This window comes from Akkermansiaceae bacterium (assembly GCA_024233115.1).
Lineage (GTDB): Bacteria > Verrucomicrobiota > Verrucomicrobiia > Verrucomicrobiales > Akkermansiaceae > Oceaniferula.
Genome location: JACKQB010000004.1, coordinates 115,741 through 142,373, shown reverse-complemented (window position 1 = coordinate 142,373; position 26,633 = coordinate 115,741). Strand labels below are relative to the sequence as shown.

Annotated in this window: 24 protein-coding genes; 6 read left to right on the top strand and 18 right to left on the bottom strand. The window is 55.7% G+C overall.

Features of this window, described 5'->3' with window-relative positions; all coding sequences use genetic code 11:
- Nucleotides 1–213 precede the first annotated feature (213 nt).
- The gene (locus tag H7A51_11625) at nt 214–435 is read right to left on the bottom strand and encodes an AbrB/MazE/SpoVT family DNA-binding domain-containing protein (protein ID MCP5536865.1); all 222 of its coding nucleotides are present in this window, start codon (nt 433–435) and stop codon (nt 214–216) included.
- A 126-nt stretch (nt 436–561) separates the two neighbouring features.
- On the opposite strand from H7A51_11625, the gene H7A51_11620 reads away from it, so the two are divergent.
- The gene (locus tag H7A51_11620) at nt 562–1,209 is read left to right on the top strand and encodes a DUF3750 domain-containing protein (protein ID MCP5536864.1); all 648 of its coding nucleotides are present in this window, start codon (nt 562–564) and stop codon (nt 1,207–1,209) included.
- A gap of 42 nt (nt 1,210–1,251) precedes the next feature.
- Complete coding sequence (locus H7A51_11615) at nt 1,252–1,575, top strand: alkylphosphonate utilization protein (GenBank protein MCP5536863.1); 324 nt, start codon at nt 1,252–1,254, stop codon at nt 1,573–1,575.
- Here the strand turns inward: H7A51_11615 and H7A51_11610 are convergent.
- The 6 genes from H7A51_11610 to H7A51_11585 form a co-directional block, all read right to left on the bottom strand.
- On the bottom strand, nt 1,572–2,228 hold the full coding sequence (locus H7A51_11610; protein ID MCP5536862.1) for a hypothetical protein: 657 nt from the start codon (nt 2,226–2,228) through the stop codon (nt 1,572–1,574). The two genes, H7A51_11615 and H7A51_11610, sit on opposite strands and share 4 nt — an antisense overlap.
- A gap of 36 nt (nt 2,229–2,264) precedes the next feature.
- Complete coding sequence (locus H7A51_11605) at nt 2,265–2,759, bottom strand: hypothetical protein (protein MCP5536861.1); 495 nt, start codon at nt 2,757–2,759, stop codon at nt 2,265–2,267.
- A 53-nt stretch (nt 2,760–2,812) separates the two neighbouring features.
- Nucleotides 2,813–4,249 carry an arylsulfatase gene (locus H7A51_11600; protein MCP5536860.1) on the bottom strand — a complete coding sequence of 479 codons (1,437 nt, stop codon included), beginning with the start codon at nt 4,247–4,249 and terminating at the stop codon, nt 2,813–2,815.
- Nucleotides 4,250–4,376: 127 nt separating this feature from the next.
- Entirely contained in the window at nt 4,377–5,078 is a 702-nt protein-coding gene (locus H7A51_11595; protein MCP5536859.1) for a hypothetical protein, read from the bottom strand.
- Between the two features lie 75 nt (nt 5,079–5,153).
- Nucleotides 5,154–6,191, bottom strand: coding sequence for a fatty acid desaturase (locus tag H7A51_11590; GenBank protein ID MCP5536858.1), 1,038 nt, complete (start codon nt 6,189–6,191; stop codon nt 5,154–5,156).
- Between the two features lie 281 nt (nt 6,192–6,472).
- Nucleotides 6,473–8,314, bottom strand: coding sequence for a phosphoenolpyruvate carboxykinase (GTP) (locus H7A51_11585; GenBank protein MCP5536857.1), 1,842 nt, complete (start codon nt 8,312–8,314; stop codon nt 6,473–6,475).
- 329 nt (nt 8,315–8,643) lie between these two features.
- Between H7A51_11585 and H7A51_11580 the strand changes: the two genes are divergently transcribed.
- Nucleotides 8,644–9,450: a hypothetical protein gene (locus tag H7A51_11580; protein MCP5536856.1), complete on the top strand. Its 807-nt coding sequence runs from the start codon at nt 8,644–8,646 to the stop codon at nt 9,448–9,450.
- A gap of 104 nt (nt 9,451–9,554) precedes the next feature.
- On the opposite strand, the gene H7A51_11575 is transcribed toward H7A51_11580, so the two are convergent.
- Nucleotides 9,555–12,173 (bottom strand): DNA topoisomerase III, encoded by a 2,619-nt coding sequence (locus H7A51_11575; protein MCP5536855.1) that lies wholly within the window; start codon nt 12,171–12,173, stop codon nt 9,555–9,557.
- A gap of 126 nt (nt 12,174–12,299) precedes the next feature.
- Nucleotides 12,300–12,551: a hypothetical protein gene (locus H7A51_11570; GenBank protein MCP5536854.1), complete on the bottom strand. Its 252-nt coding sequence runs from the start codon at nt 12,549–12,551 to the stop codon at nt 12,300–12,302.
- A 357-nt stretch (nt 12,552–12,908) separates the two neighbouring features.
- Here H7A51_11570 and H7A51_11565 point away from each other — a divergent pair, with 357 nt between their 5' ends.
- Nucleotides 12,909–13,931 carry a hypothetical protein gene (locus tag H7A51_11565; protein ID MCP5536853.1) on the top strand — a complete coding sequence of 341 codons (1,023 nt, stop codon included), beginning with the start codon at nt 12,909–12,911 and terminating at the stop codon, nt 13,929–13,931.
- Between the two features lie 13 nt (nt 13,932–13,944).
- Here H7A51_11565 and H7A51_11560 read toward each other — a convergent pair whose 3' ends face one another.
- Both H7A51_11560 and H7A51_11555 read right to left on the bottom strand, forming a co-directional pair.
- Complete coding sequence (locus H7A51_11560) at nt 13,945–14,676, bottom strand: hypothetical protein (protein ID MCP5536852.1); 732 nt, start codon at nt 14,674–14,676, stop codon at nt 13,945–13,947.
- Between the two features lie 45 nt (nt 14,677–14,721).
- Entirely contained in the window at nt 14,722–15,612 is an 891-nt protein-coding gene (locus tag H7A51_11555; protein MCP5536851.1) for a class I SAM-dependent rRNA methyltransferase, read from the bottom strand.
- A 45-nt stretch (nt 15,613–15,657) separates the two neighbouring features.
- On the opposite strand from H7A51_11555, the gene H7A51_11550 reads away from it, so the two are divergent.
- Together H7A51_11550 and lnt are read left to right on the top strand one after the other, a co-directional pair.
- A complete protein-coding gene (locus tag H7A51_11550; GenBank protein ID MCP5536850.1) occupies nt 15,658–17,601 on the top strand; it encodes a phospho-sugar mutase in 1,944 nt (647 codons plus the stop codon).
- A 99-nt stretch (nt 17,602–17,700) separates the two neighbouring features.
- Entirely contained in the window at nt 17,701–19,551 is a 1,851-nt protein-coding gene (gene lnt, locus H7A51_11545) for an apolipoprotein N-acyltransferase (GenBank protein MCP5536849.1), read from the top strand.
- 70 nt (nt 19,552–19,621) lie between these two features.
- Here the strand turns inward: lnt and H7A51_11540 are convergent, their stop codons facing one another.
- The 7 genes from H7A51_11540 to H7A51_11510 all read right to left on the bottom strand — a co-directional run bounded on the left by H7A51_11540 (nt 19,622) and on the right by H7A51_11510 (nt 26,566).
- Nucleotides 19,622–20,302, bottom strand: a complete 681-nt coding sequence (locus H7A51_11540) for a P44/Msp2 family outer membrane protein (GenBank protein ID MCP5536848.1) — start codon at nt 20,300–20,302, stop codon at nt 19,622–19,624.
- Between the two features lie 138 nt (nt 20,303–20,440).
- The gene (locus H7A51_11535; GenBank protein ID MCP5536847.1) at nt 20,441–21,073 is read right to left on the bottom strand and encodes an outer membrane beta-barrel protein; all 633 of its coding nucleotides are present in this window, start codon (nt 21,071–21,073) and stop codon (nt 20,441–20,443) included.
- A 164-nt stretch (nt 21,074–21,237) separates the two neighbouring features.
- Nucleotides 21,238–21,939 carry a hypothetical protein gene (locus tag H7A51_11530; GenBank protein ID MCP5536846.1) on the bottom strand — a complete coding sequence of 234 codons (702 nt, stop codon included), beginning with the start codon at nt 21,937–21,939 and terminating at the stop codon, nt 21,238–21,240.
- A gap of 262 nt (nt 21,940–22,201) precedes the next feature.
- On the bottom strand, nt 22,202–22,987 hold the full coding sequence (lpxA, locus tag H7A51_11525) for an acyl-ACP--UDP-N-acetylglucosamine O-acyltransferase (protein MCP5536845.1): 786 nt from the start codon (nt 22,985–22,987) through the stop codon (nt 22,202–22,204).
- A gap of 34 nt (nt 22,988–23,021) precedes the next feature.
- Nucleotides 23,022–24,335, bottom strand: coding sequence for a bifunctional UDP-3-O-[3-hydroxymyristoyl] N-acetylglucosamine deacetylase/3-hydroxyacyl-ACP dehydratase (locus H7A51_11520; GenBank protein ID MCP5536844.1), 1,314 nt, complete (start codon nt 24,333–24,335; stop codon nt 23,022–23,024).
- A gap of 69 nt (nt 24,336–24,404) precedes the next feature.
- Nucleotides 24,405–25,796, bottom strand: coding sequence for a Gfo/Idh/MocA family oxidoreductase (locus H7A51_11515; GenBank protein MCP5536843.1), 1,392 nt, complete (start codon nt 25,794–25,796; stop codon nt 24,405–24,407).
- 32 nt (nt 25,797–25,828) lie between these two features.
- On the bottom strand, nt 25,829–26,566 hold the full coding sequence (locus H7A51_11510; GenBank protein MCP5536842.1) for a ThuA domain-containing protein: 738 nt from the start codon (nt 26,564–26,566) through the stop codon (nt 25,829–25,831).
- Between the last annotated feature and the right edge of the window lie 67 nt (nt 26,567–26,633).

Sequence of the window (26,633 nt, the reverse complement as noted above, 5' to 3'; positions counted from 1 at the left end):
TCATGGAACCTTCTGAGAGAAAGCGATTGATTCATTACATCCTGCTCCTGGCACTGGTAATTGGCGGGATGGTGTATTTGAACCAGTTGCGTAAAGCTACTGCAGGTAAATCGTTCGAAGACCGGGCAAGTGAAGAAATGCAGGGGGGCGAATCAAAGACAGAGCCTCCGGATATGTCCAGAGGCTCTTGATTTGTGTGTCCTATAATATTGTTTAGCGGACCAATCTCATGATCTGATCGGTGGTGAGGCTGGCCATTTCACTGCCATGTTCGTCTTTGAACCACTGGCTGACTTGTTCCATGTGGGAGGGCATGGGTTTGATCAGGATGCCCTCCCTTGTGGTCTCCACAACGAGTGTGGAGTCTGGTACGAACCCGAATTTCTCCCGGAGAACCTTGGGGATCGTGATCTGTCCGTTTTCATCTATCTTCACGTGAACAGGATAAGTTATATGGCGCAATTTTCAACAAGAGAATTGCAGGTGTGAGTCGATGATCAATCATGACTTGTAGAAGTAGGTTGGACAAGCTATGTCATCTGGGTGCGTGCCTATTATTACTTGCTCCTATTAGTTGATGTCTTGTTGCTGCTGACAGGCTGTCATTCCAAGCAAACGATCCGTCCCGACAGCTTGATTGTGGTCAAGGATGTGCAGATCCCGGACAGTGAACCGCTGTTGGCACGTTTTGCCACCCACAGCTGGGTGGATTACCGGTCCGATACCCGTTCGCCATGGAGGAGGATCGAGATTGTGAATAAAACCAGCGGCCTACAGCACCACACCATCCCGGACGATGTTGCGCATGCAGGGAAACGTTGGGGCAATAGGGTGCGGATATTGTCACAGTCGGACGGCAAAAAGAACCCTCGCTTTGTGAGCGACATCATGCGTTTTGCAGAGCGTTATGATGCCTCGGTTTACCGTGTATGGCCGGGGCCGAACAGCAACAGTTTTGCCGAGAATCTGATACGCGGGGTGGATGGAGTGTCGGCTGTGTTAGATCATAATGCCGTCGGTAAGGAGCATGGGTTTTACGTGGGAAAAACAGCTGGTGGCACGGGACTTGAACTGCAGACACCTTTGGTGGGGTGTGCCTTGGGACTGCGTGAGGGAGCGGAGCTCAGCCTGTTGGGTCTCAGCGGTGGCGTTGCGCTGTATCCACCTGTGGTGAAGATTCCTTTTTTGCCCAGATTGCCTGGCAGGTAATAGAGGCTTGCATCCCGGGTGGTGATCCGCTTTACCTCGGTCATGTCTAAATTAGTTTGTCCGCTTTGCACCATGGAAGACGTCCTTGACCTTCCCCGGAAGTACGAATGTATGACCTGTGGTCATGAGTGGGAAAAAGAAGAGCAGGGGCGTGTGGTCAAGGATGCCTATGGCAATGTACTGGAAACGGGTGACATCGTGCAGATGGTGAAAGATTTGAAGCTCAAGGGAAGCTCAAAGGTGTTGAAGAGCGGGATGAAGTCCAAGCCAATCCGCATCGTGGATGGTGATCACGAGATCGACTGCAAGATGGATGGTTTGTCCATTGCCCTGAAAGCGCAGTTTGTCAAAAAAGTGCAGAGTTAATCGATAGCGACACGCTTCGACTCCTCGAACTTGTTCGCTTTGGCGTTCCAGCGGTAGTGGATATACACTTCCCTGCTGACTGGATCGCCCCGTTCGGTGAAGGTGTGCTTGAAGCCTTCCTTGGTTTCGAGAAGATAGTGGGTTGATGGTCCGCCGTCCTCGGGGTGCAGGTAGTTATCCTCCATCTCTTCCGATACCGTCATTGCCTCGACCTTGCCGCTGCCGTCCTGGGCAAAGGTAAACAGCATGAAGTGGTCCCCCCAACTATTGCCCCGCTGCCCCAGGTTAAACTCGCTGATGCCGTCTTTGTTGAAGTCGTGGGTTACGACCGGCCACGTTCCTTGACGGAAAATAAGATCCCCACCTGCGGTGAGGGGAATACACAGGGGGTCGAGTGCTGTCGTGATCTCTTCAGCGCCCGATTTTTCCAGGTGCAGGGAGAATTTGCCCTGATGGTAAGGTTTACCTAGGATCTGAACGGATTTCCCCTCGGTCATGACCAGATAGAGAAGTCCTGTTAGTTTGTTGCCCTCTTTGTCTTTACTGTAGACCACGCTGGTTGCGGCGATGACCTGCCCGCCGGCTATTTCAGCGGCGGCTTTGACAAAAAGGATAAAGGTAATAAGGCAAGTGAGCGCGTGGCGAATGATCATGTCCACCATTCTATCTGGGATGTTGTGTGCCGCCAATCATAAAGGTTCCCGGGACTCGACGATCAGCGTGCCCCGCCAGTCGCGGCGCATGTGAATTTTCTCGCGGAGGCAGTCTTTCGCCTTTAAACCACCGTATTCAATGATGAGTCTGGCGGTTAGACGGTGGATTTCCATTTTACCGAAGCGGAGGACGGGAGTGCGTTTCTCGCGTAGAAAGCAATGGAGTGGGACGTCGCGTTGGTCGGCATTCCACAAGTAGGTGGCCGGTGGGAAGTCATCGAGCGCGCTGAGCGAGAGAAAGACCTCGCGTAGTTCCGCCTCGGTGTGGTTTTTTTTAAGTCGACGTGCGGCGTTTTTGCACCGCCAGGTTTCGAGGAGTGCCCGTTTGGGATCGGAGCGATCCTCTTCGATTTCGGCAAAGGCCAGCAGGAAGTGTTGGCGCATTCCGTGCAGCCATTGGGTGCGGGTAATGGTGCCGGCACGATAGTATGCAAGGAGTCGGTTCGGTGCAATGAGTGATGGGTGCGCCATGGCTGGTCTTGGCTCCGGGCACGGGTGGCGGGCTGACAAGGCTTGGGCTGAGGTTACTTGCCAGGTTTTTTATTCCTCTGCTTCGCCCGGGATGGGTTAGGGTCAGGTTTTTTTTCGGAGGCGAACCTGAACCCCTTGTGTTCGGCGAGCGTGTGTGACTGGCTCATGATTTTCTGGAGTTCGGAAACGATTTCGGGATTGGCCGCTGCGATGTTGTTTTTTTCTGCGGGGTCTTTCTCAAGATTGTAGAGTTCGGGTGCGGGGTTGCGTATGGTGCTGGTTTTTAGGAGGACGAGTTTCCACTTGCCTTTGCGCACGGCGCGTTTACCTCCTTGTTCATGGAATTCCCAGTAGAGTGAGCTGTGTTTTTTCTGGCCCGGCTTACCGAGAAGCGTGGGGACCATCGACAGGCCGTCGGTATCCGCCTGGGGGGCGGCTCCTGCGAGTTCACGTAGGGTGGGGGAGATGTCCCAGAAGGCGGAGAGGTGATCGGAGACGCTGCCGGGTGCTATTTTTCCCGGCCACCAGGCGATGGTTGGTGTTCTCACACCTCCTTCATAGAGGTCGCGTTTGCCGCCGCGTAGCGCGCCATTGGAATGGAAGCTGCTGCGTTTATGGCCCCCTTCCTGCATCGCCCCATTGTCGCTTGAAAAGATGATGAGGGTGTTGTGATCGAGCCCGAGCTCCTTGAGTTTGTCGATGACCAGGCCGACGTTGTGGTCCATGTAGGAAACCATGGCGGCGTAGGTGGTTTTGGGTTCGGGTTCGAAGGAATAGTGCGAGTGCTTTCTGGGTGGCAGCGGCGTTTCCTTGAGAATGGGGCGGTATTTGGCTTTCCATTCCTCTTTGGCCCGCAGGCTTGCATGGGGGATCTGGAATGCGAGGTGGAGGAAAAACGGCCCGTTTTTTTGTTTTTCTATGTATTGAAGAGCCTCGTTGATCACCAACTCCGAGCTATAGTGGTCGCCTTCATGGAGCGAGTTGTTAGGGTATTCCACCTTCTTGCCATTTCTCCAAAGATACTTGGGAAAATACCAGTGGGCCTGGGTGTGTGATGAGAAGCCGAAGAAATAGTCGAAGCCTTTGGCATTGGGCAGCGAGCCGTCGTCGGAATTGCAGGCCAGGCCGGATTTTCCGATCATCGCGGTATGGTAACCGGCTTTTTGGAGTGCGCGCGGGAAGATCTCGTCTTGCGGGTCCGGTCTGAACTGAAGGGAACCATTGCCGCGCAGAAATGTATGGCCGCTATGTTTCCCGGAAAGCATGCAGGCCCGAGAGGGGCCGCAAACGGTGCTGCCGGCGTAGTGTTGGGTAAAGAGCATGCCTTCCTTGGCCATCTTGTCGAGGCGGGGGGTTTGGATCACCTTTTGTCCATAACAACCGAGGTCGCCGTAGCCCAGGTCATCGGCAAGAATATAAATGATGTTGGGTTTAGCGGCGGCGGAAATGCCAAGATTCAGCAAGAGTGAGGCGAGGGCGATGTATTTCATACGTAAAGTGAGTAACGGGTCTAGATGAATGCGTTGACGGATGCTGGATCTTTCAAGTATTCCAGGTCATTTTACACATTCCGCAGCCGATGTAAATGAGCCTGGGTAGGGATGTGTTAAGCGCTCGTCACGATACCAGGTCTGGAAAGCACTTAAGGAAAGCGGGGTCAACCGGAGCTTCGATGTGGGTGTGTTGTCCCGTGACCGGGTGGGTCAACGAAAGGCTTTTCGACTGCAACAACATCCTGGTTCCGGTGCCAAGTGATTTTCCTAACAAATTAGAAGCCTCAATGCCTGCGTAGCGATAATCTCCAACAATGGGCAGGCCGAGGTGGATGAGATGTCTTCTGATCTGGTGGTAGCGCCCGGTATGTGGTGTGGCTTCGACGAGCGAGAGCACAGGTGTTGTTTCTTCACTCAAACAGGTCGGCGAGATGCTGGTTAACCGCTGAAAACCGGTGCGGGCCTCTTGCACGGGGGAGTCCGGATTTTTTTGCAAAGGGAGCCGGCATTCCCATGGTTCGTCAGGTGCCGGACCGCTGACTACGGCCCAGTATTTTTTACAGACTTCATGTCGTTCAAGGGCACGGTGCAGTGATCGTGCCGTATTGCGAGCGAGTGCGAACAGGAGAACACCCGTTGTCGGCCGGTCAATCCGGTGGATATTATAAACGTGCCGGCCGATCTGGTCGCGCAGGATTTTCATCGTTACCATGTCCCCCTCCTTGGGGATGTCAGCGGGGTGCACAAGATGCCCTGCCGGCTTATCGACCGCTACGAGCCACTCGTCCTGATAGAGGATGGTGAGTGGTTCATCGGGCGCAGTCATCAATACGCGTGTCTACGGGTTAAGCTTGTTTGTCAGCATCCTCACCGTGTTCCGTGTGATTCCGGGCTGTGTGGCTTAGGCCGCTTTTTCCCCGGAGTGTCTCTTCCTATACTCCTTGAGATATTTGAAACCGACCAAGCGGCGGTTTTCCTCGTCGAGTAATCGATACCCGGCGCAGGCGATGCTCTCGCGGATGGTCAGGCAGGGCACCTGTTGGAAAAGAGGCTCGGCATTGTGGCACCTTTCCAGCAAGTAGTTAGGAATTTTCGAGCTGAGGTGGTGGATGTGGTGGAATCCGATATTGCCGGAAAACCACTGGAGCACCTTGGGAAGTTTGTAAAAGGAGCTGCCCTCGAGCGCCGCTGCTGCGAAGTTCCACTCGTCATGGCGCGCCCAGTAGACATCCTCAAATTGATGTTGCACATAAAACATCCAGACGCCGGCCGTGGTGGAGATTGCACAGGCGCTGAGCTGGAACAGGAGGTAATGCTGCCAACCAAACACGTAACAACCGAGCGCGACCATTCCGGCCACCCCGATATTCGTCCACCACACGGAGCGGCGGTCTCTCCACTTGGCTTTTTTCGATGAAAACCGTTGCCAGACGAGAAACAGGAACATGGGGGCGATGGTAAACAGGACAAGCGGGCTGCGAACGAGACGATAGGCTAACTTCATACCCTTGGAGGAAGCTTCATACTCCTCGATGGTCATGGTCCAGATGTCGCCCTCGGCGCGACGGTCCAGGTCACCAGCCGTCGAGTGGTGCACGCCGTGTTCCCAGTGCCAGAAACGGTAGGCGGTGAATGTCAGGACGCCGGTGATGTATCCCAGGATGTCATTGGCCCTGCGGGATTTGAAAAACGACTGGTGACCGCAGTCGTGGAAGATAATGAAGGTCCGCACGGTCAGCCCGCCGATCAGGAGAATAAACGGAATCGTCAGCCACATGGAGATATCCCGGACGAAATAGAGGGCCGTCCAGCAGGCGAACCATGGCACCAGGGTATTGACAATCTGCCAGCTGGCTCTAGGGATGCTGGGCTTCTGGTACTGCACCACAATCTTACGCCATTTTCCCGGGTCCTTGTAGACCTCCTCCTTGTCGATGATGGGTTTTTCGTTCACGCTGTGCGACTTCTCGGTCAGGATGATCCAATCTGCAACCAAATAAGCGTATTATTGTGGTCGCAAACCCGATAATCAACTCAGGCACAGGCAAATAGGCAGGAATAGCCTGCTGCCTTCGATGCACGATGACCGGTATCCGTCATGCGTGGATGAAAAAAACTACCCGGCTCGTAATCGAGCCGGGTAGTTAGTCTATGAAGAGATACTCGCGTGGAAAAACTTGAGTATAACCAGGTAGATTCTTAGTTTGCCCGGGAGGCGCTCTAGGTGAGGCGTGATATCAGCAGCTCGCGCTGGTATACCAGTTCCTTGGGCAGGTGTTGATAGAGGCTGAGGAAGAGTTCACCCTGGGAGAGGACCTCCTGTTTCCATTCCTCGTTGTCGATGGCCATGACCTTGTCGAAGTCCTCCTCGGTGTAGCCTTCGAGGTCAGAGACATCGAAGTCCTCGAAGTGAGGGGTCCAGCCGATCTGGGTTTCGTGGCCGGGGATACGTCCGTGGCAACGTTTGGTGATCCACTCAAGGACACGCATGTTGTCACCGAAGCCGGGCCAGAGGAACTTGCCGTTTTCATCGAGGCGGAACCAGTTGACGTGGAAGACGCGTGGCACATGTTTGATCTGGTTGCGCATCGACAGCCAGTGGCCGCAGTATTCACCCATGTTGTATCCGGCGAACGGTAGCTGGGCGAAGGGATCGCGGCGGACGCCGGCTTTCAGGCCGATGGCGGCAGCGGTGACCTCAGAGCCCATGGTGGCACCGACGTAGACACCGTGTGACCAGTTGAACGCCTGGTAAACCAGGGGCATCGTGGACGGGCGGCGACCGCCGAAGACGATGGCGGAAATAGGAACCCCGTCAGGGTTCTGCCACTCCGGGTCGATGGTGGGACACTGGTGCGCGGGAGCGGTGAAGCGTGCGTTCGGGTGGGCGGCGGGAGTCTCGGACTCCGGTGTCCAGTCGTTGCCCTTCCAGTCGATCAAATGCGCCGGCTTCTCCTTGGTCAGGCCTTCCCACCAGACATCGCCGTCATCAGTCAGGCCGACGTTGGTGAAGATGGCGTTCTCCAGCATGGAGTCCATGGCGATCGGGTTGGTGTCATAGGATGTTCCCGGGGCGACCCCGAAGTATCCGTTCTCCGGGTTGATGGCGTGCAGGGTGCCGTCCTCGTGGGGCCAGAGCCAGGCGATGTCGTCGCCGACGATGGTGGTTTTCCAGCCGGCTTCGGCATACTTCTTGGGTGGCACCAGCATGGCGAGGTTGGTCTTGCCGCATGCCGATGGGAAGGCGGCGGAGATGTAGGTCTTTTCACCTTCGGGTGATTCCAGACCCAGGATGAGCATGTGCTCAGCCATCCAGTTGTGCTCGCGGGCGATGTTGGATGCGATACGGAGTGCAAGGCACTTCTTGCCGAGCAGGGCGTTACCGCCGTAGCCGGAGCCGTAGGACCAGATCTCACGGGTCTCGGGGAAGTGGCAGATGTATTTGTCGTCGTTGCAGGGCCACTCGGAATCCTCGACTCCCTCGGTGAGCGGCATGCCGACGGTGTGCATACATGGAATGAAGTTGGCGTGGCCGTCGCGTTTCCTGGGAGCGGCACCGCTTTGTTCGTCCTCAAGGCGTTTCAGCACCTGGGCACCCATGTTGGTCATGATGCGCATGTTGGTGACAACGTAGGCACTGTCGGTGATTTCAATACCGATTTTTGCGAGAGGAGAGTCGATGGGGCCCATGCAGAACGGGATCACATACATGGTGCGCCCTTCCATGCAGCCGGTAAACTTCTCGTGCATGGTGGCGAGCATTTTCCTGGGGTCTGCCCAGTTGTTGGTTGGCCCTGCCTGATCGGGGCGGCGTGTGCAGATATAGGTGCGGTCCTCGACCCGGGCGACGTCACCTGGGGACGACCGTGCCAGGAAGGAGTTGGGCCGTTTCTCCGGGTTAAGGCGTGTGAATACGCCGGCATCACAAAGTTCCTGGGTAAGTTGGTCCCATTCTGCCTGTGAGCCGTCGCACCAGCGAACGTCTTTAGGTTGACATAGAGAGGTCATTTCTGCCACCCATTTTGCGAGGGCGGGGTGTGTGGTTGATGTAATTTGACTCATGACGGCGTTCTTCTAGCACACCAGTCAGGTCAGACAACAGTATTACACAATATGCGTGTGTACGGGCAAATTATGCTGATTCAGAGCTTGATTTGTAGTTTTCAGGCGATAGATTAGCAGGTTCCTGACGAAAAATGCTGTGCTCCTCATTGCGTGGGAGGACGCGCAGGGGGGCTAAACGGGGAGTTTTTTTCGCGCCCGGGATGTTTCTGCTTTGTGCGCGGGCATGGAGGGTATAGCGTTCTGGCCAACCTTTCAGGACAGCTTTTCAAGCTGTTGTCCCGAGCAACCGTTAATTACAGCCTTTTTCATTCTTTATGATTACCGCCATGATTGAACCCAACAACATCCACCTCTACGTCATTATGTCCCCCAACTACGCTCTGGTGGCCTCGCAGCTTGAGCCGAAGGCGTTTGGCCGGCATTACGCCACGGGCAGTTCACGTTATTACAGCGGCACGGTGATCTTCGCCGAAATCGACAACAGCTATCGCCATGATTTTTTCAAAATCGATGAGTTGTTGAAAGACGTTGTCGCCACACCGGAGGGAGTTCTGAAGCGTACCAAGTTTATTGCCACCTACCGTGTGTTAGAGCACATTGACCTCGCTGCTTTCCAGGATCTCTACGTGGTCTCGGTCGAGGGTGAGGTGTTAGGTTTGCAGAAGACACCGTACCAACGGCAGCACGGGCCGGGTTTTGTCAGGACATACCAGGAAATCTGTCCGTTCAGCGGGGTGGTGCTTTCCCACATGACCCCCCCCGAGTTTGGAGAATATATCACGGACCCGGCCCAGCCGAAGGGTGCACCCAAGGTGGTGTTTACCCAGGTGGACCTCAATATTGATGATTTCCTCAAGCAGATTGAGGCCAATCCGTTTCATCACAGCCCGCTTCCGAATGTCCATCCGCAGAAGTTGCGCGACCAGATCCTTGAAATCAAAGGCAACCCTAACAAGAAGACCAAAGGTGTTAGCCTTGACTCCGCGATTGACAAGTTGTCCTTCCTGCGTCTGCGCGGAGGTTTCTGGATTTGCAGCGGGGGTTTTGGTGGCGAGATGATCTTTTACCCGATTCCCGACGAGGCGACCCTGGAGAAGGATCACTACGCTTTTTACAAGTCTGTTAGTGGGTAGGTGTTAAGTAAGTAGGTGCGCAGGTAAAGAGGTAGGTAAGTGATCGTGGCGACACGGCTGCTTCCGATGTTTTCACTGACCTACATCATCACTTAATGACTGACTTACTTTTCTTCTTTCCCCGTTTTCTTGGCTGCCTTTTTGCCGAACTTGCGTGGTTCGAACTCGAAGCCGATCTTGCCGTTGCTGGCATCAAAGGTGAGGTAGGCTGAGAAGGCGCGTTTGGTGCGCTTTGAGATGAAGCCCTGAAGCAGGTTGGTTTTACCTTTTTCAATCAGCTGGATTCCCTGGTCGGTGGGTATCTCACACTGCAGGATGGTGCGTGAGATGCGGATGCCGTCAGGGTCGTTTTTGGTGGTGATGGCCGGCACATACCATGCTTTGGCGGTCTCGTAGATTTTGACCTTCTTGCCGTCGGGAGTGGTGACGCTGGCAACGACCTGTTCATCGTCAAGTTCGTCACGCTCGTTCTCGCCGTCGTCAAAGACAAAGCCGACTTTCCATTTCCCCTTTTTACCAGTCTTGGTTTCCTCCTGTTTGAGTTCTAGGGCTGCTTCGAAGGGGCGGTTGAAACGGGATTTGAAGCCATCCAACGGACCGATGAATTTCTTGGCAAGCAGTTCTTTCGCCTCCTGCTCGTTGATGAGGCGGGAGGCGATGTATTTACTCATCTGGAATGCGCACTCGGGGTTATAACACTCGTAGGTGGCATCGGTGGTTTTGAGTCTATCAGCGTGGCAGTTAGGGCAGGTGGCGACGAGGTCCGGGAAAACTTTGTTTTTCAGCTCCGCGGTGTATTTCTTCGCCTTGTTGACGATGTCGGAGGTGAAGTCGATGATCTCGTGCATGAACTCGGGGCGCGAGAGCTGGCCGTGTTCCATCTGGCGTAGCTTGCTTTCCCAGTCGCCTGTCATCGATGGTGATGCCAGGGCGTGGATACCGAGTTCATCGGTGATTTCGATCAGGCGGATGCCTTTGCGGGTGACGTGGAATTCACGACCGTCGCGCTCGATGTATTTCTGGCGGATGAGGCCTTCGATGGTGGCGGCGCGTGTGGCCGGGGTGCCGAGACCGCGCTCGGACATCGCTTCCCGCAGTTCCTCGTCATCGATGAGTTTCCCGGCCCCCTCCATGGCGGAGAGCAGGGTGGCTTCATTGAACCGGGCGGGGGGTTTGGTCTGGTCGTCCCTGACTTCGATGTGGTCGACCTTGGCGGATTCTCCTTCGGAGACAGAGCAGAGTTCATCCTTGCCGGAGGCAACGCCCGGTTGTCTGCCGTAGACGGCGAGCCAGCCCGGGGTGACGAGGATTTTTCCGGTTGTTAGAAAAGCGTCTGTGATTTCATTGGATGATGCGGGCGGGACGCCCACGCTCCCTTGGGTGGTGACCCGTGTAATGCGGCGGGTGTTGAGGAACTCGGCGGCTGGGTAGAAGACGGCGAGGAAGCGTTTGGTGACGAGGTCGAAGATTTTTTCGGCGGCCTCATCCATTTTCACGAAGCGGCCTGTGGGGATGATGGCGAAGTGGTCGGAGATCTTGGCGTTGTTAAAGACGCGCTTGCTGGGCACGATGAGCTTTTCCGAGATGGCGTGTTTGGCGTGTTTGCCAAGCTCGCCACCTTGTTGGGCGATGGCATCGACGGTTTCGTGTACCTTGCCGAGATAGTCCTCCGGCAAGTAGCGCGAGTCCGTCCGGGGGTAGGTGAGCATCTTGTACTTCTCGTAGAGTGCCTGGGCGACCTGCAGGGTGCGTTTGGCGGAGAAGCCGTAACGCGAGGATGCCTCGCGTTGGAGCGTTGTCAGGTCGTAGAGCTGTGGTGATGCCTGCTTGGTGGGTTTCTGTTCCTCGTGTACGGTGCCGGTCTTGCCTTCGCACCGCGCGCGGATCGCCTCGGCGTCCTCCTTTTTCCAAAGGCGCTCTGGGCGTGAGTGGGGCAGCTTGGCATCGCGTTTCCAGGATTCATTGATCCAGCGTCCCGCGTAGTTGCCTTTTTCGACTGAGAAATCGGCATGGACTTCGGAGTAGGCCTCGGGGATGAACTCGCGGATTTCCATCTCGCGGCGTGCGAGGATGGCGAGGGTGGGCGTCTGGACGCGTCCTGCGGCGGTGATGTTAAAGCCGCCATGGCGGGAGCGGAAACAGGTCAGGGCTCGGGTGGAGTTGAGGCCTACCAACCAGTCGGACTCCGACCGGCATTTGGCGGCATCACGCAGGTTGTGCATGTCCTCATCGCTGCGGAGGTGTGACCAGGCGTCGAGGATGGCGCCCTGGGTCATGGATTGCATCCAGAGGCGTTTGACCGGTTTGTCGATGTTTCCGAGCTCGAGGATGTAGCGGAAAATCAGTTCACCCTCGCGGCCGGCGTCGCAGGCGTTGACGATGGTGTCGATGTCCTTGCGGCGGCAGAGGCGCAGGACCTGTTTCAGTCGGGCCTCGGACTGCTCGATGGGTTGGAGTTCGAATTTCTTGGGGATGGCGGGTAGCACATCGAAGTTCCAGGGAAGGTTCCTGGGCTGGCCGTTCTTGCCGATCGGGCCCTGGGGCATCTTGAGTTCGACCAGATGCCCCACAGCTGAGGTAATGACAAAACCTTCGTTTTCGAAGTAGATATCGCGGCCCTTGCCTTTTTTTTCGAATTTCCCGACTTCGGGTGCTTTGGCAAGCGCGCTTGAGAGATCGGTGGCGACAGAGGGCTTCTCTGCAATGATGAGGGTCTTCGACATGGAAGGTGGAACTACGCGCGGAATGGCCAATTGAAAAGGGAAATTTTTCAAGATCAGCTCTTTCCTGATACATTCCTACTTCGTAGGAAGGCTGCGGAAAGAAAAACCAGACTCTTCCTGCGGGTCTTATTCCGCAGGCTGATGGAGGGGTTGCCACATGGGTTTGGTGGTGGTGGCGGGACGGCGGAAAGCGCGGTTATCCCATCCCTTCTTGGTCACGGGTTCCTGGGCTTTGGCCTCGCTGACCTGCACATCGAGATTCACCGTGATGGGGCACTGACAGAGTGGGCAGTTCCCTTCGCAAGCCTTGACGGACATCGTCAGCACCCCGCCACATTCGGGGCATGGGAAACTTAATCTGTAGGCAACTGGAGGCATAGCGGGAAGAATATTAGCATGGCTAATTAATCGATCAAGATATAATTTATAATCCCGCTGATAATTAGAAGCCATTGTTTAAAAATTCGTTTAATCCCCACCTGTCGGACCGGTCATGCAATGAAGTCGCATCCTGGCCAGGTCGATGTACTGAGGTGCTGGACCTCTTGCGTAGCGGGCAGAAAAACAATCGGCTTTAGTGTGCCTGAAAAAGGGGCCCTTTCCTTTGATATTGTTTTTCGAGTGGTTTTAGGTCAGAGGTGAAGCGCAGTGGGGAATTTGAATCATGGGAATGTTTGGCGGCTTGTCTATCTGGCGTTGTTGGCAGCGTGGCTTGCCGGCTGTGCAACGCGTCAAGTGCCCGCCCCCAGTGGTCGCGTGGATGGGAAGCGTGGGATCAGCCTGCCTGCCGACCATGCCGCCCACGATGAGTTTGCCGTTGAGTGGTGGTATTACACGGGGATCATCAAAGATGACGCGGGGGCTGATTACGCGTTTCATGTGGCGTTTTTCAAAAGTTGGGCGGGCAAGGAAAAGCGCTTTGGCATCCCGGTGCGATGGTTTGGAAACCCGTGTCAGTTTGCGCAGGCGGCCGTCACGGATCTCTCTACGGGCCGGAGATATGTGAAGGAGGTCATCGGCAGTCGTCGACTGGGAACCGCGGGTGCGACGACCGATCGATTGATGGTCTGGACAGGCAAGTGGGTGGCCTTTGACCGTGGGGCTGGTCAGCCTTGTGTCCGGGTGGATCTGGGAGGTGTTGAGCTGGACATAGAGCTTGAACCCGTCAAGCCCTGGACGTTACACGGAAAACCGGGGATGGAGCCGGCGTCCCGCAGTTATTACATGTCCTCAACCCGGATGTCGGTGAAGGGGACGCTGAAGCGAAATGGTTCCTTGAGCAAAATCACCGGTACTGGTTGGGCTGATCATGAGATGATGGGGCCTGATGTCGCGCGTGGTGCGGATGGCTGGGATTGGTTTGCGCTACAGCTGGATGATGGCAGCGAGCTGGTTCATTACGCCCCCAGGCATCTGGATGGCTCGGCGCCAAAGAGGGGGATGACCGTAAGGATCGACCAGAGGGGTGTGAGGCATGTTCTTAAGCCCGGAGCTTGTAGGGTGGAGCCGACGGAGCACTGGACTTCCCCACGGTCGGGTGTGCGTTTCCCTGTGGGCTGGAGACTTAACATTCCTCCGTGGGGCGTCGATTGTAATCTCGCCGCTGCTTTTAAAGACGGGGAACTCTATGGTCGGTTTTCCCAGATTCGCTACTGGGAGGGTTTGGTCAGGGTGGCAGGTAGAAAAAATGGGAGGCCACTTTCGGGCCACGGTTACGTGGAACTCACAGGCTACGATCGGCCGCTTCGCAATTTCTAACAAATCCTCCTTTTTATCGCGTAGTGGCCTGATAGATTGTAGGGCGGCCCGGCTGCTGCTGAATCGGCTCGGGGTCGACCTTGAACCAGGTGCTCTTCCGAGCGCGTTCCTTATTGTAAGGGGGCGCAAAAATATCGACCAGTTGGGTGAGTCGTCCGGCTTTGAGCCGGTGGATATTCCGGGCTTTTGAAGTCAGGGTGGAGACGTGGCCTTTGCTGAGGGTGGCGCGGGCGGTCTCGGCAAGGAGGACGTGCTGGTCATTCTTGTGTTCGATGAGGTCGTAGTTCCAGACATCGATCATTCCGGTGGCGCAGAGGATGACACCGGTCATGTCCGGGTGGTCGTGATGCGTGATCTGCTCGTCTTTTTCAAACTGGAGCAGATTCACTTGAAAATCGCGTTGTTCCTCGAGGTCGTAAAAATCGACCCGTTGGTTGCCGAGACCATTTTGGGTGTTGGCAAAAGCCTTGGCAAGAGCGGGGTCCTTGAGGTTGAGTCGGAGTGCGAGCGCGGCGGCTTTTTTGACGTAGTCGTCCTGGTTCCAATGGTCGAGGTGTTGCTTGGCGGTTTCCATTTCCACCGCTTCCAGAAAAGCATCCCAGTTGATCACGCCGTTTTCCGGAACCCGGCCTTCAAAGGCATTCGCTCGCGTGGCGATCGCATTGATCGATGGCAAGGCCAACCCAAGCCCGAGGAACCCCGGGATGGAGGTGCGGATGAAGTGGCGGCGGTTGTAGTCGTCCATGGTCAGTGGCAGATTAGCATACTGATAGCCGAGGGCAATAGGGGACTATGTTTCAACCCAAAGCGACTTCAGATAATGTTCCCCGGTGTATTCCTCCGGCATCGCCAGCGATGTGATGTTGGCTCCGGGTGCCCCTTCCCTGACCATGCGGAAAAAATCACGCGGGGCCAGTTTGCGGCAGTTGGTGCAGCAAAGGATCCAGCCACCGTCAGCGAGGCATGCGTGTGCCAGGGCAACGAGCCGATGGTAGTCTTTTTCGACCCGGAAAACCTTGCCCTTGTCATCACGGGAAAAAGTCGGGGGGTCGAGGATGATTCCGTCAAATGTCCGGCCCTGCCTGGCGAAACGTTTCAACCAGTGGAAGGTGTCACCTTTGCAGAAATAATGCTCGGCGGGGTTGAGTTTGTTAGCCTGGAAGTTGTCCTTTGCCCAGTCGAGGTAGACCTGGGAAAGGTCGAGGGTCGTGGTGGTCGCCCCTCCGAGCGCGGCGCAAACGGAAAAGGCCCCGGTGTAGGCGAAGGTATTGAGAACCGTTTTTCCGGGGGCGGCAAACGCGCGCACCCTTTTGCGGTTCAAGCGTTGGTCGAGGAAAATCCCCTGGGAGTATCCGGCCTGGAAGTGGATCTTGTAGTGCACACCACTTTCTGCGGCGATGAATGGCTCGTCTTGGAGTGGGCCGGCGATGTGGGCAGGATCTTCTTTTTCATGCTGGTCGAGGCGTTTCCAGTAGCAGGTTCTGCCTTGAGCCTCCAGCCATGCGCGGACTTCGGGGTCGAGCGTGTTGGCGCGGGAGGCGACGACCCAGCGGTCGGCATAGGAGTCCAGGTACAGCCCGGGCAAACCGTCCCCTGCACCATCCACAAGGCGGAGGGCGTTGGTATCAACGCTGGGAATGGATGTCCGCTTCTCAATGGCTGACTGGAGTTTATGCCTTATCACGGGGTTGCAATCTCATGAACTCCCACTATCATCCAGCTCGAAATGTCTGATATTCAATCCTCTCTCGATAGTGCGGTGGCGGCTGGTCATCTGCTCGAATCCTCCCGTGATAACATCCATGCCCTGCTTGGGGGCACTACGAGTCCGGTTGCCGTCCAAGCTATCGCCGAGCTCGTGGAAGGCGGCTCCTGGGAAGAGCTGAACGACCGGTTTTACAAAACGCTCGCCTTTGGCACCGGTGGCCTGCGTGGCCGGACGATAGGCCGGGTGGTTACCACTGCCGAGCAAGGGGCGGGCGGCCCGAATGATCGACCCGAGCACCCCTGTGTGGGAACAGCCTCGATGAACTTCTACAATGTGAGTCGTGCCATCCGCGGCATGATCATTTATCTGAAGCGATATCTCGCCGAGCAGGGAGTCGCTCGCAAACCGGCTTTTGTCCTTGGCCATGACACACGTCACTTCTCGCGTGATTTCGCGGAGTTCTGTGCCAGGGTCTGCACTGAACTCGGATGTGATGTGCACCTCTTTGATGGTCCGCGTGCGACGCCGGAAATTTCTTATGCCATCCGTGCGCTCAATGCGGACGCGGGGGTTGTTCTAACAGCGAGTCATAACCCAGCCCATGACAACGGATTCAAGGCCTACTTCAACCAGGGGGCGCAGCTTGTGGAGCCCAATGCCACGGGAGTGATCAATGAGGTGAACGCACTCGTCAGCGAGGCTTATGACACCCTTCCGGCAAGTGAGCAGGGCACACTGAACATCCTGGGCGATGTGATGGACCGCGTTTACATGGACGATGCCAAAACACTTCTACTGCGTCCTGACCTGATGGCAGGGGGTGATGAAAAACCCAAGGTTGTGTTCACCAACCTGCACGGCACCGGTGGCCACTGTATCGTGCCGCTGCTCACCGAGCTTGGGTTTGAGGTGCTGACGGTTCCTGAGCAGGATGTCCAGGATGGCCGGTTCCCTACGGTGGCTTCACCGAACCCTGAAAATGCTCCTGCCCTCGCCATGGGGATTGCACTGGCGGAAAAAGAAGGTGCGGAAATTGTCATTGGCACTGACCCCGACTGCGATCGTATGGGCGTGGCGGTCCGCAATGACGAAGGGGGGATGCAGTTGCTGACAGGAAACCAGATTGGCTCGCTGATGGCGTGGTACCGGACCAAGACGTTTTTTGACCAAGGTGTCATCACCGACTCCAACCGTAGTCGTGCCGTATTGATTAAAACCTTTGTGACCACAGAGCTGCAGCGTGCAATCGCTGAAAAGTATGGTGTCGGCATCGTCGATACGCTGACCGGTTTCAAATACATTTCCGCGAAGTTGCAGAAATACGAGGATGCCATTCCGGCGGATAAAAAAGGCGACTACCGCTCACTCAGCCCTGAGAAGAGCCGGGCACTGCGTCTCGAGTATTCGCGTTTCTTTATCTTCGGCGGTGAGGAGAGCTACGGCTACCTTGGAACCGACACCATCCGCGACAAGGATGGTAATGGAGCCGCTGTGATGTTTGCTGAGCTCGCTGCCTATGCGAAAAGCGAGGGGAAAAGCCTGGCAGCGCTCATGGATGACCTTTACAGGGAGTTTGGCTATCATCTGGAGCTGGGCAAAGCGCTTGTGATGGAGGGTGCCGATGGAGCAGCACAGATCAAAGCACTGGCTGCTTCATATTCAGAAAATCCTCCTGCGGAAATCGATGGCACACCTGTTTCCCGTGTGCGCGATTTCTCCAAGGATGATTTTGAAGATGTCGAGGGTGATGCCATTCCGAAGGAGGGGATGTTGATCATCGAGCTAGTGGACGGTCGGTCCTGCGCAGTGCGTCCGTCCGGCACGGAGCCTAAAATCAAGTATTACCTGTTTGGAAAAGACGAGCCGTCCGCCGACTTGCAAACAAGCAAGGACAAGGTGGCCGCCGGCCTGGAAGCACTCTGGGTGGCCCTTGAAGCCGATGCGCAGGCAAGGATGGCGTAGTAAAACTCCAATCCCGCAGCCGCGGGACCCAAATACCAAGAAGGCACCCCTGCAAACTTAAAGAAAATCCCGTGCCTTCCGTAATTTCCGTGGTTTAACATGAGCCTGCAATCTCAAATCAATCAATGGGCTCTTTGGCCGTGGCTCATGGCACTTGTTAGCGGGGTGCTGTTGGCTCTTTGTTACCCGGGATGGGATATCAGCGGTTTGGTCTGGGTGTGGATGCTGCCACTCTTCCCCGCCATCTGGCGAGGGCAAAAAAAACGCGATGGCTTTTGTATCGGCTACCTGACAGGTCTTGTTTTCTGGTCGGTCAACCTGAGCTGGCTCTGGACCGTCAGCGGACTGGGCGCGATGGCCTTGGCTGCATTTCTTGCGCTTTATTTCGGGATATGGGGGGCGATTGCCGTGAGCGCCGGGAATCCATGGAGAAAAAAATCCGAACCGGACAATGACTCATCCTCCGGTGGGGTGAGTAGGATTCAGGCTAAAATCGAGAAAAAACAACAGGGTAACAAGCGTGGATTGTTAGGCGGAGCTCTTGGTGAGTCGGGTCACTCCCTCAAGTTCGCTTTCATCAATGCCGCCGCCTGGGTCTCCCTCGAGTGGCTCCGTGGCTGGTTGTTCACCGGGTTTGGTTGGAATGGCCTGGGGGTGGCTTTCCACGATACACCCGTGCTTGCACAGGCTGCCGATTTGGTGGGTGTAACCGGCCTTTCCTTCCTGCCGGTGTTCTTGAGTGCGGTGCTTGTGCAGACGGCAAGCCGACTGAAATCAGAAGCGGCAGCAGGCAAGCTCAAACCCCGACTCGACTTCAGTGTGGCTGCACTTCTGTTAGCCCTGCAGTTTTGTTACGGTGTCTGGCGGGTGAAAGACGTCAATGGCTGGGAGACCGAGCGTGTCCGGATTTTATTGGTACAAGGGAATATCGCGCAGGACATCAAATGGGACCCGATGGCCGTTGTTGACATCCTGCAAACGTATTCTGATACCACACGTGAGGCGATTGAGGCTTTGGAAAGGGACAACGTCGCCTTGCTCGAAGCGAACATCAACGGCGACGCTGTCGAGCTCAAGCGACCCGACCTGGTGATCTGGCCTGAAAGCGCGTTGCCGACACCGCTCTACTTTGCGGATAATTTTGAGGGTTATTTGTTGCCTGGGGACGCTGGTCATCTGTTTGATGAGGAAATCCGTCCCTTGGGTCACTTTACCCTGGTTGCGGGGATGAACGAGTTCGAATCAGACTTCGATGGGGAGCGCGCCACCTGGAAAGAGGGCGGGCTCCAATACAACAGCATCGCCGCCATCACCGCGGAAGGGGAACTGGAAAAAAGCATCACCACCTACCGGAAAATGCACCTCGTCATCTTCGGGGAGTACATTCCCCTGGTCGACACACTTCCCTTCCTCGCAAAACTGTTCAAGTTTTCAGCGGGCGCTGATTTTGCCGGGAATTTTGATGCCGGCACATCCACCGAGCCGATGGTGGTCCCGGTCAACGGCGGCGAATTACAGATGATTCCCAGTGTTTGCTTCGAGGATACGGTGGGCCGTCTGACACGCAAATTTGTGCGCCCGAAACCGCAAATCATCCTCAATGTGACCAACGACGGCTGGTTCAAGAAAAGCGTGGCCGCTACCCAGCACATGGCCAATGCCCGCTTCCGCGCCATCGAGCTGCGCCGCCCCATGGTGCGCAGTGCCAACACGGGGGTCAGCGCCATCGTCTCCCCGACCGGAAGCCTGGTCGATCCCGTCACGGGCGAACGGCAGGTGGTCGAGGACGAAAACGGCAACCATTTTGTCAAATCAAGTGTCTATGGTCATGCCTACGCGCCCAAGAACGGACCGATGACGCTCTACTCGATCCTGGGTGACTGGTTTTCCTTCCTGATGATGGCCGTTGTGCCTGTGGTTGTTGTTAGTAGGAGGTTGGCCAAAGGATAAGGGGTAACAAAAAATCACCCGCACGGAACCGGGGTCGTGCAGGTGATGTGTGTTAGGTTGACAGGTTGCACTAGAAGTTGAAGCGCGCGCCTAGCTCGTAGATGATTTCACCATCCAAGGTTATCGCGTCGTCAAACATACCAATGCCGGTCAGGCTGGGGTCGTCCATCCAGACGTAGCGGGCACCTGCAAATACCTCGATGGACGCGCTGATGTTGTAGGACAGCCCTGCAAATGCATGGGCATAGAAGACAGCGTCATCGAATGTGACCTTGTCAATGGTTGTGTAGAACTCGAGATCCACCAGGGCGATACCGGCGCCCGCACCAATGTACCAGTTCAGGTTGCCGGCAAGGGAGCACTCATACTTGTAATTCACCGTGATGGGCATGATCTCCGCTTCCAGCCCTACCCGGATTTGTTGGCCGAGGTTGAGACCCAGGTAACCCGCGACGTCAGCGGCACCTTCCTCGCGATGGAAGCCGGCGTCTTTGTCCGAGTAACCGACCTCGAGATAGATGGCCTGGGAGCAGTTGCTGCCGGGGCATTGGCGCTCCACACCGATATGGAAGCTGTAGATTTCCTCATCCCAGTCGTTTTGGACCGTTTCAGCCGAACCGCCCGCAAACCATGACCAGAGGCACGGGGCAGGAGGGGGGACAATGACTTCCTTGGCGGAAGCGACAGGGCCAGCCAGCGTTGTTCCAGCAAAGGCTATGCCGAGCAGTGATGTGAGTAATGTCTTTTTCATAGCGCCTGGCACTATAAAGAGGTGACTCGCAGTATGGCAATCCAAAATGCTTCGCCGGTGTTTTGAATTTACTCAACAAAAAACCTGCACGGAGCCAGTCCGTGCAGGTGATGTGGTTAAAGTATGGCGGGTTGTTTGTTAGAAGTTGAAGCGGCCACCAAGTTCATAGTGAACTTCTTCGTCAAGAGGTGACTGGACACCGAACACATCATCCATGAAGATGAAACGGGCACCGCCGAAGATTTCAAAGGACTCGCTGAGATTGTAGACGAGGCCTGCGAAGATGTGGGCGTAGAATGCGGTGTCATCCTGTGAATTGCTGACGAATGGTCCGCGGACCTCCGTGTCTACGAGAGCAATACCTGCACCTGCACCGATGTACCAGTTCAAGCTGCCTGTGAGAGCACACTCATACTTGTAGTTCAGCGTGATGGGAATGATTTCTGCAGATACATCATGCGCTGCATAATTGACATTGGTTGATGTGAATGGGTCTTGGTAATAAACCCTCTCGTTGTCTTCTGTGTAGCCGACCTCAAGGTAGATGGCTTGTGAGCAGTTTGATCCTGGGCACTTGTATTCGGCACCTACGTGCAGGGTGTAGATTTCCTCATCCCAGTCGCCTGTGACCTGGCCTGCAGAAGCTCCTGCAAACCATGACCAAAGACAGGATGGTGCTGGTGGTGCGATCACCTCTTTGCCTCCTTTGGCTGAATAATCTTCTCCCGCCTGGGCCGTGATGGCAAGGGCGAGACCGGTCAGTAATGTCATAGTTGTTTTCATAACAGCCACTATTATACACGTCATTGTAGGTCATTGCAAGTCTTAGATGAGCGTGGAAACAGATCGTCCGGGTAAGGGTATGGAAGGGTATGGGCATGAAAAAGCCCGACCAAACAGTATGGCCGGGCTTGGGGAGGAAGGGGGGTGCCAACCTAGAATTTAATCCGTCCGCCGACTTCAAAGTGGATGTTGTCGTCGAGGGTGGCGATTCTTTCCACACCGTGGAAATCCAGGAAATTCCCTAATGTGGGTTCATCCATGTAGATGTACTTTGCGCCTGCGAAAATCTCAAACGACTCGTTGAAACTGTAGACAATGCCCACAAAGACATGGGCAAAAAAGACAACATCGTCGTCGATTTCAACGTATTCACTATGCCTGAGGTCGGCATCGACAAGAGCAACGCCAGCGCCAACACCGGCATACCACCGGAGCTGGTCGGTCAATCCGCACTCATACTTGTAGTTAAAGCTGATAGGGATGATTTCCATCTCGAGCCTGTAACTTTCGTAAATGCCGATCCCTTTGACAGGACCCGTGTGATCGCCATAGGCATTGGTTCTCAGGAGGGCTTGTTTGGAGAGCTCTTTTTCGGTGTAGCCGACTTCAAGATAGAGGGCGTGTGAGCAGTTGTCACCCTGGCACATGTGCTTTGCACCTACGTGGAGGGTGTATATTTCCTCATCCCAGTCACCACTGAGATAGCCGCCTGAGGCACCGGCAAACCATGTCCAGAGACAGCTTGGAGGTGGAGGTGGTATGATTTCCTTGCCTGATGGCATAGGATCGGGTCCGGCTTGCACCGTTGCTGTGATAGCAAGTCCGAACAATATGGGGAGCAATGTCTTTTTCATAGCACTAGCAATATATGCACAGTGCAAAAAGATGTCGATGATAAACGTTGTTTGTTTTGGAGGAATTTTTATCTCTAAATAAATACCTTACAGGCTGTATTGCAGGGGTTTATGGTCATGCATAAATTGCCCCACCTCCTTCAATTGCCAAGGGGATACAACCCTTGTGTTTCGTGCAGGGTGAAACGTCAAAAGGGGTCGGTATAACCAGAAAGAATAACACCCATGCCGTCCTTGCATCATCCGAGGCCGGCGGGAGTGGCTACCGAATCACGCCACGCTCACTTGTGCGGATGAATGTGATCATTCTCGCGACGTTGGCGTCGCTGGCGAATTCTGAGCCGGCCAATTCCTCAGTCAGTTCTGAGAGATTGTTCTTTTTGCTGAGGAAGAGTTTTTTATAGGCCTTTTTCATGGCCCGGCGGGTTTGCTCGCTGAAGCCGCGGCGCTGAAGCCCCACCATGTTGAGGCTCCGGACAGCGGCCGGGTTGCCATCGACAATGGTAAACGGGGGCACGTCCTGGACGATTTTGGTGCAGCCGCCGATCAGGGAGTGCTCACCGATGTGGCAGAACTGGTGGGCGCCTGATAAGCCGGAAATAATGGCGTAGTCGCCGACCTTGCAGTGGCCTCCCAGGGTTGCGTTGTTGGAAAGGATGCAGTGGTTGCCTACCTGGCAATCGTGGGCCACGTGCGCGTAGGATAGGAATAAATTGTGGTTGCCAATACGGGTGGGCACTTCCTCTGTGGTGCCACGGTGGATGGTGGTGTTCTCGCGGAAGGTATTGTTGTTTCCTATGATGAGCGCGGTCGGCTCACCAACGTATTTGAGGTCCTGGGTGATTTGCCCGATCGCGGAAAACGGGAAAAAGGTATTGTTCTCACCAATCGTGGTGTGGCCTTCGATAACCACGTGTGACTTGAGCACGCTGCCTGCACCGATGTTGACATTGGCACCCACCACGCTGTAGGGCCCGACCTCCACCCCTTCAGCCAGATGGGCGGAGGGGTCGATGATCGCGGTCGGATGGATCAGGGAGTCGGCCATCGGGGTGGAACGGTTGGTTTTTTTGTGAAATCGGTTAGTTGTCGAGCAGTGCAAACTTCAGCTCACCGGAGGAGGCGACTTCACCGTTGACCATGCAGCGGCAGACCGCGGAGCCGATGTTGCGCCGGACTTTGAGGATCTCGGCTTCGATGAACAAGGTGTCGCCCGGCAAGACGGGTCGGCGCCACTTGACATTGTCGACACTCATGAAGTAGCCGATTTTCCCCTGGTTCTCTGGTTTGCGGAGCAGGAGGATGGAGGCGACCTGCGCCATTGCCTCGACTTGAAGCACGCCGGGCATCACCGGGTGGCCAGGGAAGTGGCCTTGGAAGAAGGGCTCGTTGATGGTGACGTTTTTCACGCCGGTGCACTTGTTGTCGCCTTCGAAATCGACCACGCGGTCGAGCATCAGGAAGGGGTAACGGTGTGGTAGGATCTGCATCACTTCATTGATGTCTAACACACCCTCGCCGTCGGGGATGTTCAGGGTTGGCACCATGGTGCGCATGCGCATGTATTCCGCTTTCAGAGTAGCGGCCATCTCGGTGTTAGGGCCGTGACCGGGTTTGACACAGATGACGTGGCCCATGATGCGTTTGCCGCTGAGCATAAGGTCGCCAATGACATCGAGTGCCTTGTGGCGGGCGAACTCGTTGTTGTAGCGCATCGGCTCCTTGCTCATGACCTCGTCACCCCGGACAACCACGGCGTTTTCAAGGCTTCCGCCTTTGATCAGGCCCTTGTCGAGCAGTGGCTTGACGTCCTCGTAGTAGACAAAGGTGCGGGCTGGGGCGATCTCCGTCTCGTACAGTTCCGGAGTGATCTCGCTGGAGAAAAACTGGGTGAAGCGACCGTCGGGGCCGATGTTGGTGCAGGACACGCGGAATTTTTTATCCGGCACAATGGTGATCAATGAGCCGTTATTCGTTTCAATGTGAATGGGTTCGCGGATTTCCCAGACTTTGCGCGGTTTGTCCTGCGCTTCGATGCCCGCCTGCTTGATGAGTTCCACATAGGGTTGCGCGGAGCCGTCGCCGATCGGCGGCTCGTTGGCGTCCATCTCGATAATGGCATTGTCGACGCCCATGCCGCAGAGTGCGGAGAGGATGTGTTCGACGGTATGCACCTTCACGGAGCCTTCCGCCAGGGTGGTGGCGCGTTCGACGGTCTGCACCTTGGCGACATCCGCATCAATGAACGGCTGGTCGTCTAGATCGACGCGGCGAAACTTGAATCCATGCCCGGCGGGCGCGGGTTTCAGGGTGAGGGTGACTTTTTCTCCAGTGTGGAGGGAGGTTCCCTCCAGGGTGGCACTGGAGGCGACTGTGTGTTCCATCTCGGCGGACATGCAAAGGGGATAGGGCAAATAAACTCGCCTGACAAGCATTTGCGCGTGCAGATAACCCCGGTCCGGGTATCAGGCCCCTGTGATGCCCGTGTACTTGGCGTTGAGCACGTTCCAGGGCTCCCTCATCGGCCTGTGCATGGCGGCCTTGGCGGCATGGTTTCCTGTGATCGTCTGTTGGGTGTTGTCCCAGCCGACGGTGCCACCGTGACGGGCGGCGAGATCGACGAGATGACAGGTGATGTCCGAGCGGATGGCGGATGCGAGGCCGGAGACGGGTTTGGTTTTGCCTTGAATGGCATCAATAAAGTTTCGGAAATGCCCCCCGTTTGAATGGACAAGGCGTTTCTTGCCCGGGTTTTTCATTTTCCCGAGCAGTTCCCGCGATGACGCCTGGATGCTGTGTCGTGCACAGTAGACCCATCCTTCACTCCCTTCGAAAAGGGTGCCGTGACTGTCAGGTCGGAATTTTTCGAGTTTGGGCAGGTATTTTTGGATCGACTTATCGTCTGCAAAGCGGATGTGCATCCCGTTGGAGTAGAGTAACTCGGAATCCCAGCCCGTCATGGTGTCAAAGAGGCCGGCTTTTGGAAAAGTTCCCGTGGCTTGGACCTCTTGCGGTATTGTGATGCCGTTTTCGTCCAACCACCACTGGAGTTGGTCGATCGGATGGGCACCCCAGCCAGCGACAAAACCGATCGCGTAGTCGTAGATATAATAGATGCCATTTCCTTTGGGACTCCTTGGGTTGCAGCGGTCGTTACAGTAAGGAACCACGGGTGCCGGTCCGAGCCAGAGATCGAGATTAAACCCGGCGGGTGCGGGTGAAGGGGTGTTGCTGCCGCCCTCGCTGCCCCCGGGTGCCCAGACGGTGATTTTTTTGATGTCGCCGATGTGGCCGTTGAGAACGAGTTCGAGGGCGGGACGCACGTAGGCGGTTGATCGGTTCTGAGTGCCATACTGGATCTGGAGGCCGGGTTGCTCCTTGATGATTTCCTGGCAGGCAAGACACTGCTCAACACTGATGCCAAGGGGCTTTTCGACGTAGGCGTGTTTGCCGGCGCGTGCTGCCAGAAGGAGGGCCGGCACGTGCCAGTGGTCGGCTGTCGCGATATGCACAGCATCGATACCCTCATTGAGGATGGTGCGGAAGTCAGCCGTCTCTTTGAACTGTTTTCCCTTCAGGTTGCGGTGCGACTTGAGCTGTTTGATTTGTGCGGCGTTGGGGTCTGCCAAGGCAACGACTTCAACGTCTGGCATGGCTGCGTATTCGTGGGCTGCACGGCCACGGTTCCCGCAGGCGACCATGCCTATCCTGATACGTTCACTCGGCGCGGCTTTACCTCCTTTTCCCAATGCTGTGGCCGGGATGATGGTCGGGAACCCGAGGGCACTTGCAGCGCCCAGCGAGGTCTTGATAAAGTGGCGCCGTGCGAGGTTAGGTTTGGTGTTTCTGGTGTTCATGGCTCGTTGGTAGATACGGGGATAATGCGTTTCTAACGTACTTTGGCAGTCCATAGCACACCCCGGAGAATGATCTGCTGGACGTCGGGCTGGCTGAGGGACTGGGCATCGTGGCCGAGTGAGGTGGTGAAACAGCGGCCACGACCGAATCGGCCGACAAGGACGCAGGGTTCCCAGCTTTCGGACCCACCGTCGGAGGAGGCTGAGAATGAGGATGCCAGAATAATGGCACCGGGGTGCACGAGGGGTCTTCTCCAGAGCTCGTCATGGATGGCTTTGGGTTGCCACCCCCGGGTCACGGGATGTCTGGCGTTGTCGATGCGGAGTGGAAAGCGGTGTTTGGCGCCATGGGTTGTTTTCCCGTTTTCCCAGGTCATCAGTCCGATCGCACGATAATCCTTCCAGTCGTAGAATGAGGATGTCCCGGCATGGATGCCGACGTGTCCGCCGCCGTTACGGACGAATTCAACGTAGGCATTACGAGTGGTTTCAGGCCATTTTCGGGGGACCTCTCCTTTTGAAGAATAACTGTTCCAGTTGGACACGATGAGGTCCACCCCATTGAAGTCGGCCTGGGTCAATTGGCTTGGGTTTTCCATGACGTGCACATTGATGGTTCCCGATTTTTCGAGGAACTTCTTTATCACGGGCGTTGTCACTTTCCAGTTGTGATTATTCTGTCCGGAAATCATCAGCACGCGGATGGGTGCCGCGTGGATCGGGTATAGTGCCACCCCTAGAAGCAGTGTGATGATGAGTGCTTTTTTCACGGTTGGCGACAGCTTGTCTATACGGCTTGAGTGCTGTGGATGGGTAACATGCTAACAACCCCGGTCT

Bases quoted from the DNA above. Each gene is read 5' to 3' on its own strand.
- H7A51_11575 (MCP5536855.1), bottom strand. From the start codon at position 12,173: ATGTCGAAGACCCTCATCATTGCAGAGAAGCCCTCTGTCGCCACCGAT.
- H7A51_11580 (MCP5536856.1), top strand. From the start codon at position 8,644: ATGATTGAACCCAACAACATCCACCTCTACGTCATTATGTCCCCCAAC.
- H7A51_11570 (MCP5536854.1), bottom strand. From the start codon at position 12,551: ATGCCTCCAGTTGCCTACAGATTAAGTTTCCCATGCCCCGAATGTGGC.
- H7A51_11605 (MCP5536861.1), bottom strand. From the start codon at position 2,759: ATGGCGCACCCATCACTCATTGCACCGAACCGACTCCTTGCATACTAT.
- H7A51_11585 (MCP5536857.1), bottom strand. From the start codon at position 8,314: ATGAGTCAAATTACATCAACCACACACCCCGCCCTCGCAAAATGGGTG.
- H7A51_11560 (MCP5536852.1), bottom strand. From the start codon at position 14,676: ATGGACGACTACAACCGCCGCCACTTCATCCGCACCTCCATCCCGGGG.
- H7A51_11600 (MCP5536860.1), bottom strand. From the start codon at position 4,249: ATGAAATACATCGCCCTCGCCTCACTCTTGCTGAATCTTGGCATTTCC.
- lnt (MCP5536849.1), top strand. From the start codon at position 17,701: ATGAGCCTGCAATCTCAAATCAATCAATGGGCTCTTTGGCCGTGGCTC.
- H7A51_11595 (MCP5536859.1), bottom strand. From the start codon at position 5,078: ATGACTGCGCCCGATGAACCACTCACCATCCTCTATCAGGACGAGTGG.
- H7A51_11515 (MCP5536843.1), bottom strand. From the start codon at position 25,796: ATGAACACCAGAAACACCAAACCTAACCTCGCACGGCGCCACTTTATC.
- H7A51_11540 (MCP5536848.1), bottom strand. From the start codon at position 20,302: ATGAAAAAGACATTACTCACATCACTGCTCGGCATAGCCTTTGCTGGA.
- H7A51_11530 (MCP5536846.1), bottom strand. From the start codon at position 21,939: ATGAAAAAGACATTGCTCCCCATATTGTTCGGACTTGCTATCACAGCA.
- H7A51_11535 (MCP5536847.1), bottom strand. From the start codon at position 21,073: ATGACATTACTGACCGGTCTCGCCCTTGCCATCACGGCCCAGGCGGGA.
- H7A51_11610 (MCP5536862.1), bottom strand. From the start codon at position 2,228: ATGATCATTCGCCACGCGCTCACTTGCCTTATTACCTTTATCCTTTTT.
- H7A51_11520 (MCP5536844.1), bottom strand. From the start codon at position 24,335: ATGTCCGCCGAGATGGAACACACAGTCGCCTCCAGTGCCACCCTGGAG.
- H7A51_11615 (MCP5536863.1), top strand. From the start codon at position 1,252: ATGTCTAAATTAGTTTGTCCGCTTTGCACCATGGAAGACGTCCTTGAC.
- H7A51_11550 (MCP5536850.1), top strand. From the start codon at position 15,658: ATGTCTGATATTCAATCCTCTCTCGATAGTGCGGTGGCGGCTGGTCAT.
- lpxA (MCP5536845.1), bottom strand. From the start codon at position 22,987: ATGGCCGACTCCCTGATCCATCCGACCGCGATCATCGACCCCTCCGCC.